A 15551-nucleotide genomic window follows, 5' to 3' on the forward strand; every position below is an offset into this window, starting at 1 on the left:
GGGAGACTCCAGAGTATACAATGGCACCGTAATTGCGGTTTCCGAAAACCCAGACTTCAGTAATCCAACTATCATTTATAATTCGGATAAGACAGACAAACATGGACTGGGTGCAGGCAGTGATGATACTTACGCAGAAACCCAGAATGGAAAATCATTTGCAGTTCCAGAGGGAACTATGGGACGATATGTCCGTGTATATATGGCTGGTTCAAACAAAGGAACCACAAACCATATCGTAGAATTACAGGTAATGGGCTATTATTTCAGCACAGAACCCAAACCATATGAGGCAAATGCTTTTGAAAATGCAGAAGTATATTTAGATATGCCAACTCATTTCCAGGATCTGGATTCCAATAAGAATGCCAACGGTACCTTAAAGCACATTGGCGGACAGGTGACACATCCTGATATCCAGGTATTTGACCAGCCATGGAACGGTTATAAATACTGGATGATTTACACACCTAACACAATGATTACTTCACAGTATGAAAATCCATACATTGTAGCATCAGAAGATGGACAGACCTGGGTAGAACCGGAAGGAATTTCCAATCCAATAGAACCGGAACCGCCATCAACCAGATATCATAACTGTGATGCTGATCTGTTATATGATTCCGTTAATGACCGTTTACTAGCTTACTGGAACTGGGCAGATGACGGCGGCGGTGTTGATGACGATTTAAAAGACCAGAACTGCCAGATCCGTCTGAGAATTTCTTATGATGGAATTAACTGGGGAGTTCCTTATGACAAAGACGGCAATATTGCCACAACAGTTGATACCGTAGCAAGAATGGAAACCGGAGATACTGATTTCATTCCGGCAATCAGCGAAACAGACCGTTATGGAATGCTTTCCCCTACCTTTACCTATGACGAATTCCGCGGCATATATGTAATGTGGGCACAGAATTCCGGTGACGGCGGATACAACCAGTCCGGAAAATTCATCGATATGAGATGGTCAGAAGATGGAATTAACTGGTCTGAGCCACAAAAAGTAAAGAACTTCCTTGGGAAAGATGAGAATGGCAGACAGCTTTGGCCATGGCATCAGGATATTCAATATATACCGGAGTTACAGGAATATTGGGGACTGTCCCAGTGCTTCTCCACATCCAATCCCGATGGATCCGTATTATACCTGACCAAGTCCAGAGACGGAATCAACTGGGAGCAGGCAGGAACACAGCCGGTATTAAGGGCAGGAAAATCGGGTACCTGGGATGATTTCCAGATATACCGTTCTACGTTCTATTACGACAACCAGTCAGGCAGCCCAACAGGAGGAAAATTCAGAATCTGGTACAGCGCATTGCAGGCTAACACATCCGGAAAAACCGTAATGGCTCCTGATGGAACGATTTCCCTTAAGGTAGGCACTGACGACACCAGAATCTGGCGTATCGGTTATACAGAAAATGACTACATGGAAGTCATGAAAGCGCTGACTCAGGACAAAAACTATGAAGAAGCGGAATTAGTTAATGCATCATCCTTAAATCTGTCTATGGATAAAACTAGTATTTCTGTGGGTGAAGAAGCAACCGTCAGCACTGCTTTTGTACCTGAAAATGCCACAGACAGGATTGTAAAATATACATCTAAAAATCCGGATATTGCAACGATAGATGCAATGGGCATTATTACAGGTGTTAAAAATGGAACTGCAACGATCGCAGCGGAAACACAATCTGGTGCAAAAGGTGAATTATCCGTAACCGTAGGGGAACTTCAGAGAGGAGAAATCCGCTATGAGGTCAGCAATGATCATCCTATGTATCTGGAAAATTACTATTGGAGTGATGATGCACCGAGAAAAGACGGATTAGACGCAAATAAGAACTATTATGGGGATGAACGTGTTGATAGTCCGGTAATGCTGTATAATACCGTTCCGGAAGAATTAAGGGACAATACCGTGATTCTGTTAATTGCAGAGAGAAGCTTAAACAGCACCGATGCAGTAAGAGAATGGATTAAAAAGAATGTAGAGTTATGTAATGAAAATAAAATCCCATGTGCCGTTCAGATTGCAAATGGAGAAACAAATGTAAATACCACTATTCCATTATCATTCTGGAATGAACTGGCAAATAACAATGAATATCTGGTTGGATTTAATGCAGCCGAAATGTATAACCGATTTGCAGGGGACAACCGCAGCTATGTTATGGATATGATCCGTTTAGGCGTATCCCACGGTGTATGCATGATGTGGACCGATACCAATATCTTTGGTACAAACGGCGTGCTGTATGACTGGCTGACACAGGATGACAAACTGTCTGGTCTGATGCGGGAATACAAAGAGTACATCTCCCTGATGACAAAAGAGTCTTACGGAAGTGAGGCAGCAAATACAGATGCTTTGTTTAAAGGATTGTGGATGACAGATTACTGCGAAAACTGGGGAATCGCTTCTGACTGGTGGCATTGGCAGTTAGACAGCAACGGTGCACTTTTTGACGCAGGCAGCGGCGGAGATGCATGGAAACAGTGTCTTACATGGCCGGAAAATATGTATACCCAGGATGTTGTGCGTGCAGTGAGCCAGGGAGCAACCTGCTTTAAATCAGAAGCACAGTGGTATTCGAATGCGACAAAAGGCATGCGTACCCCGACTTACCAGTATTCCATGATTCCGTTCCTTAAGAAACTGGTAAACAAAGAAGTGAAAATTCCAACAAAAGAAGAGATGCTGGAAAGAACAAAAGCAATTGTGGTAGGAGCAGAAAACTGGAATAACTTCAATTTTGATACAACTTATTCCAACCTGTATCCAAAGACCGGACAATATGGAATCGTACCTTATGTACCATCAAACTGTCCCGATGAAGAACTGGCAGGCTATGATCTGGTAGTAAAGGAAAACCTTGGCAAAGCAGGTCTGAAATCTGCACTGGATGCAGTATACCCGGTTCAGAAATCAGAAGGAACCGCATATTGTGAAACCTTTGGAGATACCTGGTACTGGATGAATTCCTCTGAAGATAAAAACGTGAACCAGTACACGGAATTTACAACGGCAATCAATGGCAGCGAATCAGTGAAGATAGCCGGAGAACCACACGTATTTGGTATTATAAAAGAAAAACCAGAAGCTTTAAATGTGTACTTAAGCAACTATCGTCTGGATAAAACAGAGCTCTGGGATGGTACAATCCCTGGAGGATTAAGCGATCAGGGATGCTATAATTATGTATGGCAGATGTGCGAGCGCATGAAGAACGGCACAGGGCTTGATACACAGCTTCGTGATACCGTTATTACTGTTAAAAATGCAGTAGAGCCTAAAGTAAACTTTGTAACAGTATCTCCGGCAGACAGAAGTTTTGCAGAAGATAATTATGTAAGACCATACAAATACACAGTTGCACAAAAAGAAGGAACAACCGATGAATGGGTGATTACCGTCAGCCACAACGGTATTGTGGAATTCAATATTGTGACAGGTGATGATAAAGTACCGGCAACAAGTGTTGAATTATCAACGGATAAAGTTGATGTAATCCGTAACCGGACAGCAGTTGTAAAAGCAACGGTATTGCCACAGAATGCAGGTAACAAGCAGTTAACATGGTCAATCGCAAATCCTGAGATTGCTTCCGTGGATAACAAAGGAACCGTAACGGGACTGAAAGAAGGAAAAACCGTATTACGTGCATCTATTTCGGACAGCGTATACAAGGAATGTGAAGTAAATGTTATCGACCGTAAGGTAACAGCAGTAAACTTAAACAAAACAGAGCTGTCTCTTAATGCGGGAGATTCTGCAAAACTGGAAGCAACCGTAGCACCGGCAGATCCATCCGACAGCAGCATTACCTGGACTTCTTCAAATGAAAATGTTGCAACGGTTGCATCAAATGGTACCGTAACAGCACATAAAGCAGGTGTGGCTCAGATCATTGCCCAGTCTGCATACCAGGCTAAGGGAATCGCAACCGTGACTGTAAATTATGCACCTTCTGTAAAATTAGACCGTACAGGAATGACGGCTTCTGCAAACAGCGAACAGTCAAAATCAGGAGGAGAAGGACCGGCTTCCAATGTACTGGATGGAAAGCAGGATACTTTATGGCATACAAACTGGACAGATACTCCTGACTTACATCCGCACTGGATTAAAGTTGACTTAAACGGAACAAAGACAATTAATAAATTTGCTTACACACCAAGAACCGGAGCATCTAACGGAACGATTTATAAGTATGTTCTGATTATCAGCGATCCGGAAGGAAATGAAAAGCAGGTGGCAAAGGGCGTATGGGCAGCAAATGCAGATGTAAAATATGCAGAATTTGATGCGGTAGAAGCTACGGCTATTAAACTGCAGGTAGACGGCAACGATGCTACGGCATCAAAAGGCGGTTATGGTTCCGCAGCAGAAATCAATATTTTTGAAGTGGCACAGAAGCCTTCCGCAAATGAACTTGCAGAAAATATTAAAATAATTGCACCGGTAAAACCAGAAGATACAAAAGTATCTGTTCCGGTAATTAATGGATATGATATTACAATCAGTAATTCCAGCAATCCGGAAGTAATTGGTATCGATGGCGGCATCATCAGACCGGAAAACGATACGGTAGTAACATTAACATTAAAAGTAAAAGAAACAGATTCCAAGGCTGTAAAGGCAGCAGGAACTGAAGCAACCACAAATGTGGACGTTCTGGTTACAGGCACAAAATCGGCAGACGTAGAGGCAGAAAGCGTTACGTTAGATAAGACATCAGCTGATTTAACAGTTGGAGAAGAACTCTTATTAAATGCGGTTGTGAAGCCAGACAATACAACAAATAAGGCAGTAACCTGGAGTTCCGATAAGCCGGCAGTGGCAACTGTAGAAAATGGCAAAGTAAAAGCAATTGCAGCCGGAGAAGCTCGGATTACAGCAGCAACTGCAAATGGAAAGACCGCAGTCTGCAACGTTACGGTAAAGGCAGAAGACGAACCGGAAGTAATTCTCCCGACAGAAGTGCGCTTAAACATTCCATCAGCAGAATTTACAGTAGGTGACCAGCTTCAGTTAACCGCTTCTGTACTGCCGGCAAATGCAGCAGATAAGTCAATTACCTGGAAATCAGACAAACCGGATGTGGCAACTGTCGCTAATGGCTGGGTAAAAGGTATTGCAGCAGGAACTGCTAAGATTACGGCAACATCAGTTAATGGAAAAACGGCTGTATGTGTGATTACAGTCAAAGCACAGCCACAGAATTTACCAACCGGTGTTTCATTGAACAAGAAAACAGCAAGTGTGAACCTGAATAAGACACTTACACTTTCTGCAGTAGTACAGCCTTCCAATGCGGATAATAAGACCGTTAAATGGGCATCCGACAATACGCATGTTGCAACAGTAGAGAACGGCATCGTGAAAGCAGTTAATGCAGGAACAGCCAGAATCACTGCAACTACCGTAAACGGACATAAGGCAACCTGTACGATAACCGTACCGGGAACAAAAATTTCCAAGGCAAAAGTAAGCCTTGCTTCATCGAAAAACCATACAGGTAAGGCGTTAAAACCATCTGTAAAAGTTACTTATGGTAAAAAGACATTAAAGAAAAATACAGATTATTCCGTATCTTTCAAAAATAATATCAATCCTGGTACCGCTTCGGTTACAATTACGGGCAAGGGTAAATATTATGGAACCATCCAGAAAACTTTTGCAATCAAGGCAGCAGAAGGAAAGACCTACACGGTTGGTAAAGGAAAATATAAAGTTACGGATGCATCAGCAAAGAACAGAACAGTAACCTTTATGGCTCCTGTAAAGAAGACCTACAGCTCATTCAGTGTACCTTCTAAGGTTAAGATCGGGAATGATACTTACAAAGTAACGGCTGTTGCCAAAAATGCATTCAGGAAGAATACAAAGCTTACAAGCGTAACGATTGGTTCGAATGTAAAAACAATAGGTTCTTATGCATTTTATGGTGTTTCCCAATTAAAGAGCATTACCATAAAATCAGCCAAATTAACAAGCGCAGGCAAGAATGTATTTAAGAAAACAAATGCCAAAATGACCGTAAAGGTTCCCAAAACAAAATTAGCAGACTATAAGAAGCTGTTAAAAGGAAAAGGATTATCCAGTAAGGCAAAAATTCAGAAACAGTAATAACAGTAGGATCCCCGCTGCATTTTGCAGCGGGGATTTATTGAAAATTACGTTTTTTTGACTGGCATAACCGAACAAATCAGATATAGTAAAAAATTCATCATTTTTAATAAATCTGCATTTTTCAGGTAAAAAAATTGATGTAATTAGAGAGTTATGCTTATTCAAATCATTCATGAAAAATGGTAAATTATGATTATCAAGAAAACAGAAACAAATAAAAAATATTTATATAGTATAAGGAGGAAATTAGTATGAAATTGAAAAAGGTTATGGCGGTGACGCTGGCTGGGGCGATGGGTGCTTCCATGATATTAGCAGGCTGTGGAGGTTCCGGAGAAACCGCGACAACAAAGTCGGAGACTAAAGCAGAAACAGAGTCAAAGGCGGCTGAAACCACAGAAGAAGCAGCAAAGGAAACTGCAGGAGAAACAACTGCTGAAACAACGGGTGAGACAAAGGAAGCAGGCACAAATGCAGACCTTCCCACAATTACTTTTACACATGGTTACTATCAGAGCGAATCAGAATGGGCAGCAGCAGCTGAGATGAGAGCTATTTACCAGGAATTTGCGGATGCTCATAAAAATGAATATAACTTTGTAATAAAGGCAGATGAGTCAGGGGCAGAAGGTATTTACAATACCGCTTTGAATGACATCAGTGCCGGAAACTTTTACGACATAGCAGACTTCGGCGGCTGGGATATTACAGGAGTTGCAGCCGGAGCAGATATGATTCTGGATTTAAAACCATATTTAGATGAAAACCAGGACTTCAAAGATGGCGTTGGTGTCTGCTACGATCAGAATCTCACAGAAGACGGCAAGATCTATTCCGTTCGTGAGCAGATCGAAGGTGTGGGATTCTGGTATAATGAAAAATTATTTAATGATGCCGGAGCTGATACACCGGACAAATGGCAGACCTGGGATGACTTCAATACAGCAGTTGATAAATTAGTGGATAAAGGAACTACTCCATTTGGATTAAACGCTGGATGGCCTACAAACATTCTCTTGGCAAGTAATTTACAGAGAAGCGAAGACTCCAGAAACTTCTATGCAGAAAGCAAGGGCGTAGAAAGCTTTGACAACGATGCATTTAAAGGATCTTTAGAATTTATCCAGAAAGATGCACTTCAGAAAATCGATGCAGCTAACTTCGGACCTGGCGGAGATGATGATGAAGCTTACCGTTCAGATTTCTTTGCAGGAAAAACAGCAATGTTATTCAATGGTGTATGGGATGCAGGCGGATCTGTAGATTGTGAAGCTGGTGCAGAAAACATCAAACCGGCAGTATTCCCTACAGACGAAGCTGGGAAAAAAGCAGCACTTATGTCAGGCGGATGCGGATTTGTTGTATCCAATAAGTTAGATGAAGTACAGACAAAAGCATGTATCGATTTCATTAAATACATGACCAGCCCTGAAGTAGCAAGCAGAATTATCGAAAAAGGTATTGGTATGGCACCAAGCACAAAAGTAGATTATGAAGCATTGTTAAATAAAGTAACAGCACCGGAAGCAAAACTTTTAGTAGAAGCTTGCCAGCTTTGCCAGAGTGCAGATTATCAGGCACTTGGACTTGGCAATAACTTTGGTGATGCAGAAGGCGAAATCCAGGCAAAATATGCAGGATTAAAAGATGATTCTAAAACAGTAGACGGCGTGGTTGGGGAATTAAATGATTTCTTAGCAGCAGCAGAATAATGATATAGGAATATGGGCTGTTGTACGGTCAGTCATGATTGTACAGCAGCCCATCCTAAAGTCACACGTTCAAGCATTGAAAACCAGAATAAAGGTGGGAACAGCATGCAAAAAAGAAAATCTATTTTTACGAAAAAAAATGGCTTTATACTAGCCTTTTTGCTTCCGGGTGTCCTGTTATTTGCAGTAATATATGCATATCCGCTGGTTAATATTTTTGTTACATCCTTTTCAAAATGGAATTACAAGAATTTTACCAATCCGGAGTTCTTAGGATGGGGACACTTATTTGACAACTATATTAAACTATTTACCGTGGATACAAACTTTAAGGTAGCACTGATCAATACGTTAAAATGGGTTGTACTCACAATGGTAGTGCAGATTCCGTTTACTCTTCTGGTAGCGCTTGTTCTCGCCAGAAAGCCAAAAGGATGGCGGTTTACAAGAAATGCATTTATTATACCAAATATTATTTCAACAGCGGCAATCGGGTTAATTTTTCTGAATATTTACAGCCCGTCCAGAGGTATTATTACAGAGATCTGCAACTGGATCAGCCCGGGTTCCAATATCAGTGTTCTGGCAAATGAGAAATACGCATTCTGGGGTGTAACTTTTGCATTTATCCTGTTCGGTGGATCTTCCTGTCTGCTTTTGCTGACCCAGATCTTCTCGATTGATTCTTCTCTGTTTGAAGCAGCCCGGGTAGATGGGGCGTCCAAGACCCAGATTGATCTGAAAATTACACTTCCGCTGCTTCGGCCCATGCTTGGAACAGTAGCGATTATGGCTGCTAACTATGGTTTGGTGCTCTATAATGAAATTGCGTTAATCAGCGGCGGCGGTCCGGATAATGCTACATACAGTTTAAGCTATTATATTTATAAAACGGCACTTGGAAGTACAAAACTGAATTTTGCAAGAGGAAATACGGCAGGTGTCATTCAGTTTATACTGGGAATTGTTCTGGTGGGGCTTATCAACCGGGGATTCCGAACCAGTGAAGTTGATTAGAAAGGAGGAGAGAAGATGAACAAAAAAAGCAAACAGCCATTTCAATTAAAGAATCTGCTGGGTTCTGTTGGAACATATTTTATAATAGCCGTAGTATTGTTTATTTCCATTTACCCGATTCTCTGGGTATTTTTATCCTCCTTTAAACGGAACCCGGGAGGTCTGGCACTGCCTACAGAATGGATATTTGATGGCTACATTACCATTTTCACTCAATTAAATATACAGACTTACTTTTTTAACAGTTTTTTGATAACCGTCATTTCTACACTGATCAGTATTACGGTAGTTGGAATGTCAGCATATATTTCCGCCAGAATGCAGTTTAAGTTAAAAGGTGCAATTACGGCAATGTTTACAACCACATTATTTATTCCGCAGATCTCAATCAGTTTTCCTATTTACCAGCTGCTGAATAATATGGGACTGAAGGATTCCAGGCTTGGCGTAATCTTCGTTTACTCAGGACTTGGAATTGCAATTACCTTTTTTATCATCAGAAGTTATTTTCTTACCATTCCAAAGGAAATGGAAGAAGCGGCTAAAATGGATGGATGCGGTTATGTAGGAACCTTTTTTAAGATTATTGTACCAATTGCAAAACCGGGACTTGCGACTGCAGGTATCATGGCGTTTTTAAATAACTGGAATGAATTTTACTTTGCATCGATCCTGCTGAAAAGTAAGGATAAAATGACAATACCGGCATTGCTGGGACAGTTTACAACAGCCTATTCAAAAAATCTAAACGGGATGTTTTCCGCCATTATCGTGGCGGTGGTACCAACAATTATTATATTCTGCTGTTTGTCTGAGACTTTTGTGAAATCTCTGACAGCGGGAGCAGTCAAAGGCTAAGGAGGAAGCATGGGACTTATAGAAGAAAGAGAAGAACGGACAAAATGGTTTATGCAGGATAGATTCGGAATGTTCATACACTGGGGACTATATGCAATACCCGGAAGAGGGGAATGGGTTCACAGTGATGAGCAGATTACCCAGAGTGTATATCAGAAATATTTCGATGAATGGAATCCAAAGCGGTATGATCCGGTAAAATGGGCAAAGCTTGCAAAAGCGGCAGGGATGAAATATGCAGTACTGACTACGAAGCATCATGAAGGTTTCTGCCTCTTTGACAGCGCCTACACGGAATATAAGAGCACTAATACAAAGTGCGGCAGGGATCTGGTAAGAGAATATGTGGATGCGTTCCGGGCAGAAGGAATAAAGATCGGCTTTTACTACTCCCTTCTTGACTGGCATCATCCGGATTACCCTGCGTATGGAGACATGTATCATCCGGACAGGGCAAATGAGTCCTATAAAGGCAAAGAACATCATTTTGATCATTATCTGACTTATATGCATAATCAAGTGCGGGAACTGATGACAAACTACGGAAAGATTGATTTATTATGGTTTGATTTCTCTTATGAAGGACACATGGGAGAAGAGTGGAAGGGAACGGAACTGGTTCATATGGTTCGGGAGCTTCAGCCGGAGATCATCATGAATGGAAGGCTGGAAGCAAATGGGGAAAGTTATGGTTCTGTTATGACTGACGAACCCAATATTTTTTCCGGAGACTTTGCCTGCCCCGAGATGATTATTCCGCCATACGGACTGCGGACGCCATCCGGAAGGGAAATTCCATGGGAAGCATGTTTTACACTGAATAATAACTGGGGTTACACACCCAACGACAAGCATTATAAGAACTCTGCCCAGATTATTAAAAAGCTTGTGGAGTGTACCAGTAAGAACGGAAATATGATTGTGAATATATCTCCGGATGCAATGGGTGAAATACCGAAAAAGCAAGTACAAATCCTGGAAGAAGTGGGCGAATGGATGAAAGAAAATTCGGAGAGCATTTACGGCTGCCGGATGTCTGAATTCGAAAAGCCCGAATGGGGACGCTACACACAAAACGGGAATAAACTGTATGCACATATTATGGAAGAAAGCATAGGGGCGATCTGTCTGCCGGGCGTAAAGGGCAGGATAAAAAAAGCAAGAAGGCTGTCTGACGGGTATGAAATGCTGCTTTTAACCCCATGGGTAGCAAAGGAATTTCCGGATTGTGAATTTGTAAATTATGGAACTCCGGATTGCTTTTCTTTCACGGTGGATCCCACGCCGGATACGGTAATTGAACTGGAGTTAAACGAAGAATAGCAGGGCAGGAGGTTGGTCCGATGAAATATTATATAGGCATTGACGGAGGCGGAACGAAGACAGAGTTTCTCCTGGCAGATGAAAATAATAAAATTCTCTCACGCACATTACGGGGAAGCGCATCTTATATGCAGATTGGGGAAGACGGTCTGATCATGCTCCTGGAAGAAGGAATCGAAAGCCTGGTTAAGCCTTTGCAGACGGAGGCGGAAGCTGAATTCTATACCTGCTTTGGAATGCCGTTATATGGGGAACACCGGGACAGGGACAGGAAAATCATCAAAACCATGGATGAAAAGCTTGGGCAGTATCGGATAAAAGCAGTTAACGATGTGGAAGCAGGATGGGCGGGAAGCCTTACAATGGAACCTGGAATTAATATTGTGGCAGGAACCGGTTCGATTGCTTTTGGGAAAAACCAAAGCGGAGAAAGTGCGAAAGCGGGTGGCTGGAGTGAGTTCTTTTCAGATGAAGGCTCCTGTTACTGGCTGGGAAGAAAAGCAATGGAATGTTTTTCAAAAGAAGCGGACGGACGTTTCCGAAAAGGTGCTTTATATGAAATTATGAAAGAGAAGTTTCAGTTGGAAAATGACTATGATCTGATCGGAATACTGGAACAGGATTATATTCCTTACCGGGACCGTGTTGCATCGCTTCAGATCTGTCTGAAGGATGCTGCAATGGAAGGGGATATGGAAGCTGTCCGCTTATATGAACATGCGGCGCATGAACTGATGCTGATTGTGAAAAGCGTGCATGAAAAGCTGAAGATGGGTAAAGGGTGCAAGGTATCCTACTCCGGCGGCTTATTTCGGACGGAAGACCTGATATTAAAACCTTTTGCACGATTTCTGAAACCGCTGGATGTCACCCTGGTAGCGCCGAAACAGACACCGGCAGAGGGCGCATTGCTGCTGGCAAAATATTATGAGAATAGATAATCGGAGGAGATTAACATGTATTTAACAGAACAAGAAATTATGGAGCAGCATATTGCTCTTAATAAAACTTATGACTATATGATGGAAAAAAAAGCTGAGATCAAAAACTTCTTTTCAGAGCATCCGTCCAGAAAATTTGTCTTTTTCGGCTGCGGCTCAAGCTATATGCTGGCGAAATCCGGGCAGCAGCTCATCTGCTCCTGTAAAGGGAGCAGTGCCAATGCCATTGCAGGCGGAGATTATCTGGTAAATCCGGATTTTTATGAAGCGTGCATCCAAGACAGTATTATAGTGACACTGTCCAGATCCGGGCAGACAACGGAAATTGTAAGGGATGTGCAGTATATTAAGGAACATTACGGGAATCCGGTTATTTCTTTGTCCATGAAGGATGAGAACGATATTATGCCTTACAGCGAACTGGATATTACGATGGATTGGTGCTATGACAAAAGTGTATGCCAGACCAGAACGGTTACAAATTTATACACAGCAATGCTGATGCTCACCGCTTTTTACAATGAAGATGAAGAATTATCAGCATCTGTAAAAGCTGCTGTGGAATGCAACCAGGAGTATAAGGAAATGTACCGCGGCGTATTGGCGGATATTTCGAAAAAGGACTGGAGTAATGCCATTGTACTGGCAGACGGTGCACCCATTGGTATTGCAGAGGAAGGTGCACTGGCATTTACGGAGATTTCTATGCTTCCGGGACAGTGTTTCCATCTGCTGGATTACCGCCACGGTCCCATGGTATTAAATGGAGAAAAGACGCTGACGGTGATCTTGGTTCAGCCAAATGAAGAGCGGCTGCAAAAAGATATGATCGAAGATCTGAAATCTCACGGAGGTACCATTGTTACGGTATCAAAATATGAAGGAAATGAATTTGGCGTAAATGCAAATATCTGCCTGAAAGGGATTGAACGTTTTGAGGCATGGGGAATTCCATTTATTTATGTATGCCAGATGGCAGCATATGAAAAATCAATTCTTTTGGGAAGAAATCCGGACCAGCCCACAGGACTTGATGCATTTATCACATTAAAGAGTGTCTGAAAAAATATTTCTGTAATCGATCTTACAGAAAGCAATGATAAGACACATTTGAAATAAAAGGAGGCTGGAAATATCAATGAAGAAAATAACATTTATCGGAGCAGGCAGCTTTGATTTTACCAGGGAGCTGGTGAGGGATGTACTGACCTATGATGCTTTTAAAGATGCATGTATCTGCCTGATGGATATAGATGAAGAAAAGTTAGGATTTATTAAAAAAGCATGTGATAAAATTAAAGAAGCAGGGAATTATCCGGCAACGATTATTGCAACCACAGACCGTAAGGACGCTTTAAAGGATGCAGACGGAGTTGTGATCACAGTACTGACTGCCGGACCGGATATTTTCCGTACAGACATTGAGATTCCTAAAAAATATGGAGTTGACATCTGCGTAGGCGATACCAGAGGACCTGCCGGGATATTCCGTTTTTTACGGTCTGCACCGGTACTTCTGGATATCTGCAGGGATATAGAGCGGATCTGCCCGGATGCTTATGTGCTTAATTATACAAATCCAATGGCGCTCAACTGCCGTTATCTTCAGGAAATGACCAAAGTAAAGATAACAGGGCTGTGTCACAGCGTACAGCATACGGCAAAAATGCTGGCGGACTGGATTGGAGCAGATATAAAAGATGTGGATTATCTCTGTGCCGGAATTAATCATCAGGCATTTTACCTGAAATATGAATGGAATGGGGAAGATGCATATCCTCTAATTAAAAAGGCAGTGGAAAAAGAAGCAATTTATAACGAGGAACAGGTAAGGAATCAGTTATTTTTACATCTGGATTATTATCCCACAGAGAGCAGCGGACATAATTCCGAATATTATCCGTGGTTTCGGAAACGTCCGGACCTGATAGAAAAATACTGCACACATTCCACCGGATGGAACCCGGGAGCCCATGCCTATATACTGAATGAATACTTCAGAAGACAGAATGAATGGAAAAAGGATATTCAGGAATGGCTGGAAAAAGATGAGGTGGAATTAGAACGGGGGCAGGAATATGCAGCGTGCATCTTTAACGCATTATTTGGGGACGGAACCGTATTTCACTTTAATGGCAATGTGAGAAATGAAAAATATATTGAAAATCTCCCGGATGGCTGCTGCGTAGAAGTGCCGGTAACGGTAGAGCCGAATGGTTTTACCATCCATCCGGTAGGAAAATTACCGGATCAGCTGGCAGTGATGACCAACACTTCTGCAAGAAGTGAGGAACTGGCAATCAAAGGCTGTATCAATGGGGATAAGAGAGCTGTTTATCATGCCATTTTATTTGATCCGTTAACGGCATCCGTTCTCAGCATGGATGAAATCCAGAGCATGGTGGATGAGATGTTTGAAGCAAATAAGCAGTATTTACCGCAGTTTTAAGTTTATATGTAATGAAAAATATGTATAGAATCAATTAGCAGACAGAATTTTGACAGCCGGCAAATTTTTTTTGCCGGCTGAAATTTTACTATTGATTTTTCAAATACTTTATGTTACAATAAATTATCAAATCTTACAGCCGATTCGGCTAATTTCCAATTCATTTGAGAGAATCGCATATGTATTATCAGAATGTTTCTTTTGTACGGCATTTATTCTTTTTGATACCTGTTTTTTATTTTATTCAGCTTTCGGTATCCTGAAGATATCTAATTGTGCTTTTTATGAGGCTTCTTTTGCATGGCGGTCTTGTGCATAAGGAGGAACAATGTCCAGAAAAAGAGATATTACGACGAAAAATTTTTTATCAGATCCGGTTATTTTCTGTGATCTGTACAATGGAGCGTTATTTGGAGGAGAACAAATTTTAAGACCTGATGAGTTAAAGCAGCTAAATGGGGAAACAGCATTGCTGGTTCCGGACAAACAGGGGAAGAAAAAGACAGAGAAAAGCATGGAATCAGAACCTGGAACTGCATCAGATGCTTGATATACCGGATCAATTGCAAAAGTTCTGGCATTTATTACAGGACTATCATATTAATCTGGTCCATGCCGGAAATGTAAATCCACAAAATTTCCGGACGGGGCTCAGAGAAGTATTTGAAATCCTGAGATTTGCGGGTGAGGAAGAGAAACTGAGATCATATCTTCAACATCATACAGAGAAATTTTCTAATCTGGATGAAGATACATACGATATGGTATTTCTGTTTTTAGGTGAAAAGAAACTGGCAGGCAAAGATAAAGAAAAATTTAAAACGGAGCAGGGAGGATATAATATGTGTACAGCGTTAAAAGAGTTAGAAGCAAGAGGTGAAAAAACAGGCATGAACAGATTAAACCAATTGTATCGAATCTTAATCTGTAACGACGATCTGGAGTTAATGAAACTGGCAGCGCAAAATGATTCTGTGCTGGATGAGCTGTTTCTGAAGTATGGAATCTGACGGAAATGAATTTTCAAACACGCTCTAATATCCAACAGGCTTTTCAGACTATTTTCAGATTCTCCTTCTATAATAAATTGCAGGAACTAAAGA

At 41.6% G+C, this 15551-nt stretch carries 10 protein-coding genes; all 10 read left to right on the plus strand.

Annotated elements, in window-relative coordinates; genetic code table 11:
• On the plus strand, positions 1 to 6145 hold a 6145-nt coding region (locus ACH2DQ_RS29475), incomplete at its 5' end, for an Ig-like domain-containing protein (protein ID WP_395028848.1).
• A gap of 254 nt (positions 6146 to 6399) precedes the next feature.
• Entirely contained in the window at positions 6400 to 7860 is a 1461-nt protein-coding gene (locus ACH2DQ_RS29480) for an ABC transporter substrate-binding protein (protein WP_394911570.1), read from the plus strand.
• Between the two features lie 105 nt (positions 7861 to 7965).
• Positions 7966 to 8877: a carbohydrate ABC transporter permease gene (locus tag ACH2DQ_RS29485; protein ID WP_394911569.1), complete on the plus strand. Its 912-nt coding sequence runs from the start codon at positions 7966 to 7968 to the stop codon at positions 8875 to 8877.
• 15 nt (positions 8878 to 8892) lie between these two features.
• Positions 8893 to 9735, plus strand: coding sequence for a carbohydrate ABC transporter permease (locus tag ACH2DQ_RS29490; protein WP_394911568.1), 843 nt, complete (start codon positions 8893 to 8895; stop codon positions 9733 to 9735).
• A gap of 9 nt (positions 9736 to 9744) precedes the next feature.
• Positions 9745 to 11058, plus strand: a complete 1314-nt coding sequence (locus tag ACH2DQ_RS29495) for an alpha-L-fucosidase (protein WP_394911567.1) — start codon at positions 9745 to 9747, stop codon at positions 11056 to 11058.
• Between the two features lie 20 nt (positions 11059 to 11078).
• Complete coding sequence (locus ACH2DQ_RS29500) at positions 11079 to 11999, plus strand: N-acetylglucosamine kinase (protein WP_394911566.1); 921 nt, start codon at positions 11079 to 11081, stop codon at positions 11997 to 11999.
• A gap of 15 nt (positions 12000 to 12014) precedes the next feature.
• Positions 12015 to 13061, plus strand: coding sequence for an SIS domain-containing protein (locus ACH2DQ_RS29505; protein WP_394911565.1), 1047 nt, complete (start codon positions 12015 to 12017; stop codon positions 13059 to 13061).
• Between the two features lie 76 nt (positions 13062 to 13137).
• Positions 13138 to 14448, plus strand: coding sequence for an alpha-galactosidase (melA, locus tag ACH2DQ_RS29510; RefSeq protein ID WP_394911564.1), 1311 nt, complete (start codon positions 13138 to 13140; stop codon positions 14446 to 14448).
• Positions 14449 to 14776: 328 nt separating this feature from the next.
• Complete coding sequence (locus ACH2DQ_RS29515; RefSeq protein ID WP_394911563.1) at positions 14777 to 14998, plus strand: hypothetical protein; 222 nt, start codon at positions 14777 to 14779, stop codon at positions 14996 to 14998.
• On the plus strand, positions 14991 to 15458 hold the full coding sequence (locus tag ACH2DQ_RS29520) for a hypothetical protein (protein WP_394911562.1): 468 nt from the start codon (positions 14991 to 14993) through the stop codon (positions 15456 to 15458). Before ACH2DQ_RS29515 ends, ACH2DQ_RS29520 begins: the two co-directional genes overlap by 8 nt.
• The last annotated feature ends 93 nt before the right edge of the window (positions 15459 to 15551 follow it).

This window comes from Robinsoniella sp. (genome assembly GCF_034124845.1).

Excerpts from the sequence above, each read along its gene's own strand:
- ACH2DQ_RS29500 (WP_394911566.1), top strand. The coding sequence starts at position 11,079 with ATGAAATATTATATAGGCATTGACGGAGGCGGAACGAAGACAGAGTTT.
- melA (WP_394911564.1), top strand. The coding sequence starts at position 13,138 with ATGAAGAAAATAACATTTATCGGAGCAGGCAGCTTTGATTTTACCAGG.
- ACH2DQ_RS29495 (WP_394911567.1), top strand. The coding sequence starts at position 9,745 with ATGGGACTTATAGAAGAAAGAGAAGAACGGACAAAATGGTTTATGCAG.
- ACH2DQ_RS29515 (WP_394911563.1), top strand. The coding sequence starts at position 14,777 with ATGTCCAGAAAAAGAGATATTACGACGAAAAATTTTTTATCAGATCCG.
- ACH2DQ_RS29490 (WP_394911568.1), top strand. The coding sequence starts at position 8,893 with ATGAACAAAAAAAGCAAACAGCCATTTCAATTAAAGAATCTGCTGGGT.
- ACH2DQ_RS29485 (WP_394911569.1), top strand. The coding sequence starts at position 7,966 with ATGCAAAAAAGAAAATCTATTTTTACGAAAAAAAATGGCTTTATACTA.
- ACH2DQ_RS29480 (WP_394911570.1), top strand. The coding sequence starts at position 6,400 with ATGAAATTGAAAAAGGTTATGGCGGTGACGCTGGCTGGGGCGATGGGT.
- ACH2DQ_RS29520 (WP_394911562.1), top strand. The coding sequence starts at position 14,991 with ATGCTTGATATACCGGATCAATTGCAAAAGTTCTGGCATTTATTACAG.
- ACH2DQ_RS29505 (WP_394911565.1), top strand. The coding sequence starts at position 12,015 with ATGTATTTAACAGAACAAGAAATTATGGAGCAGCATATTGCTCTTAAT.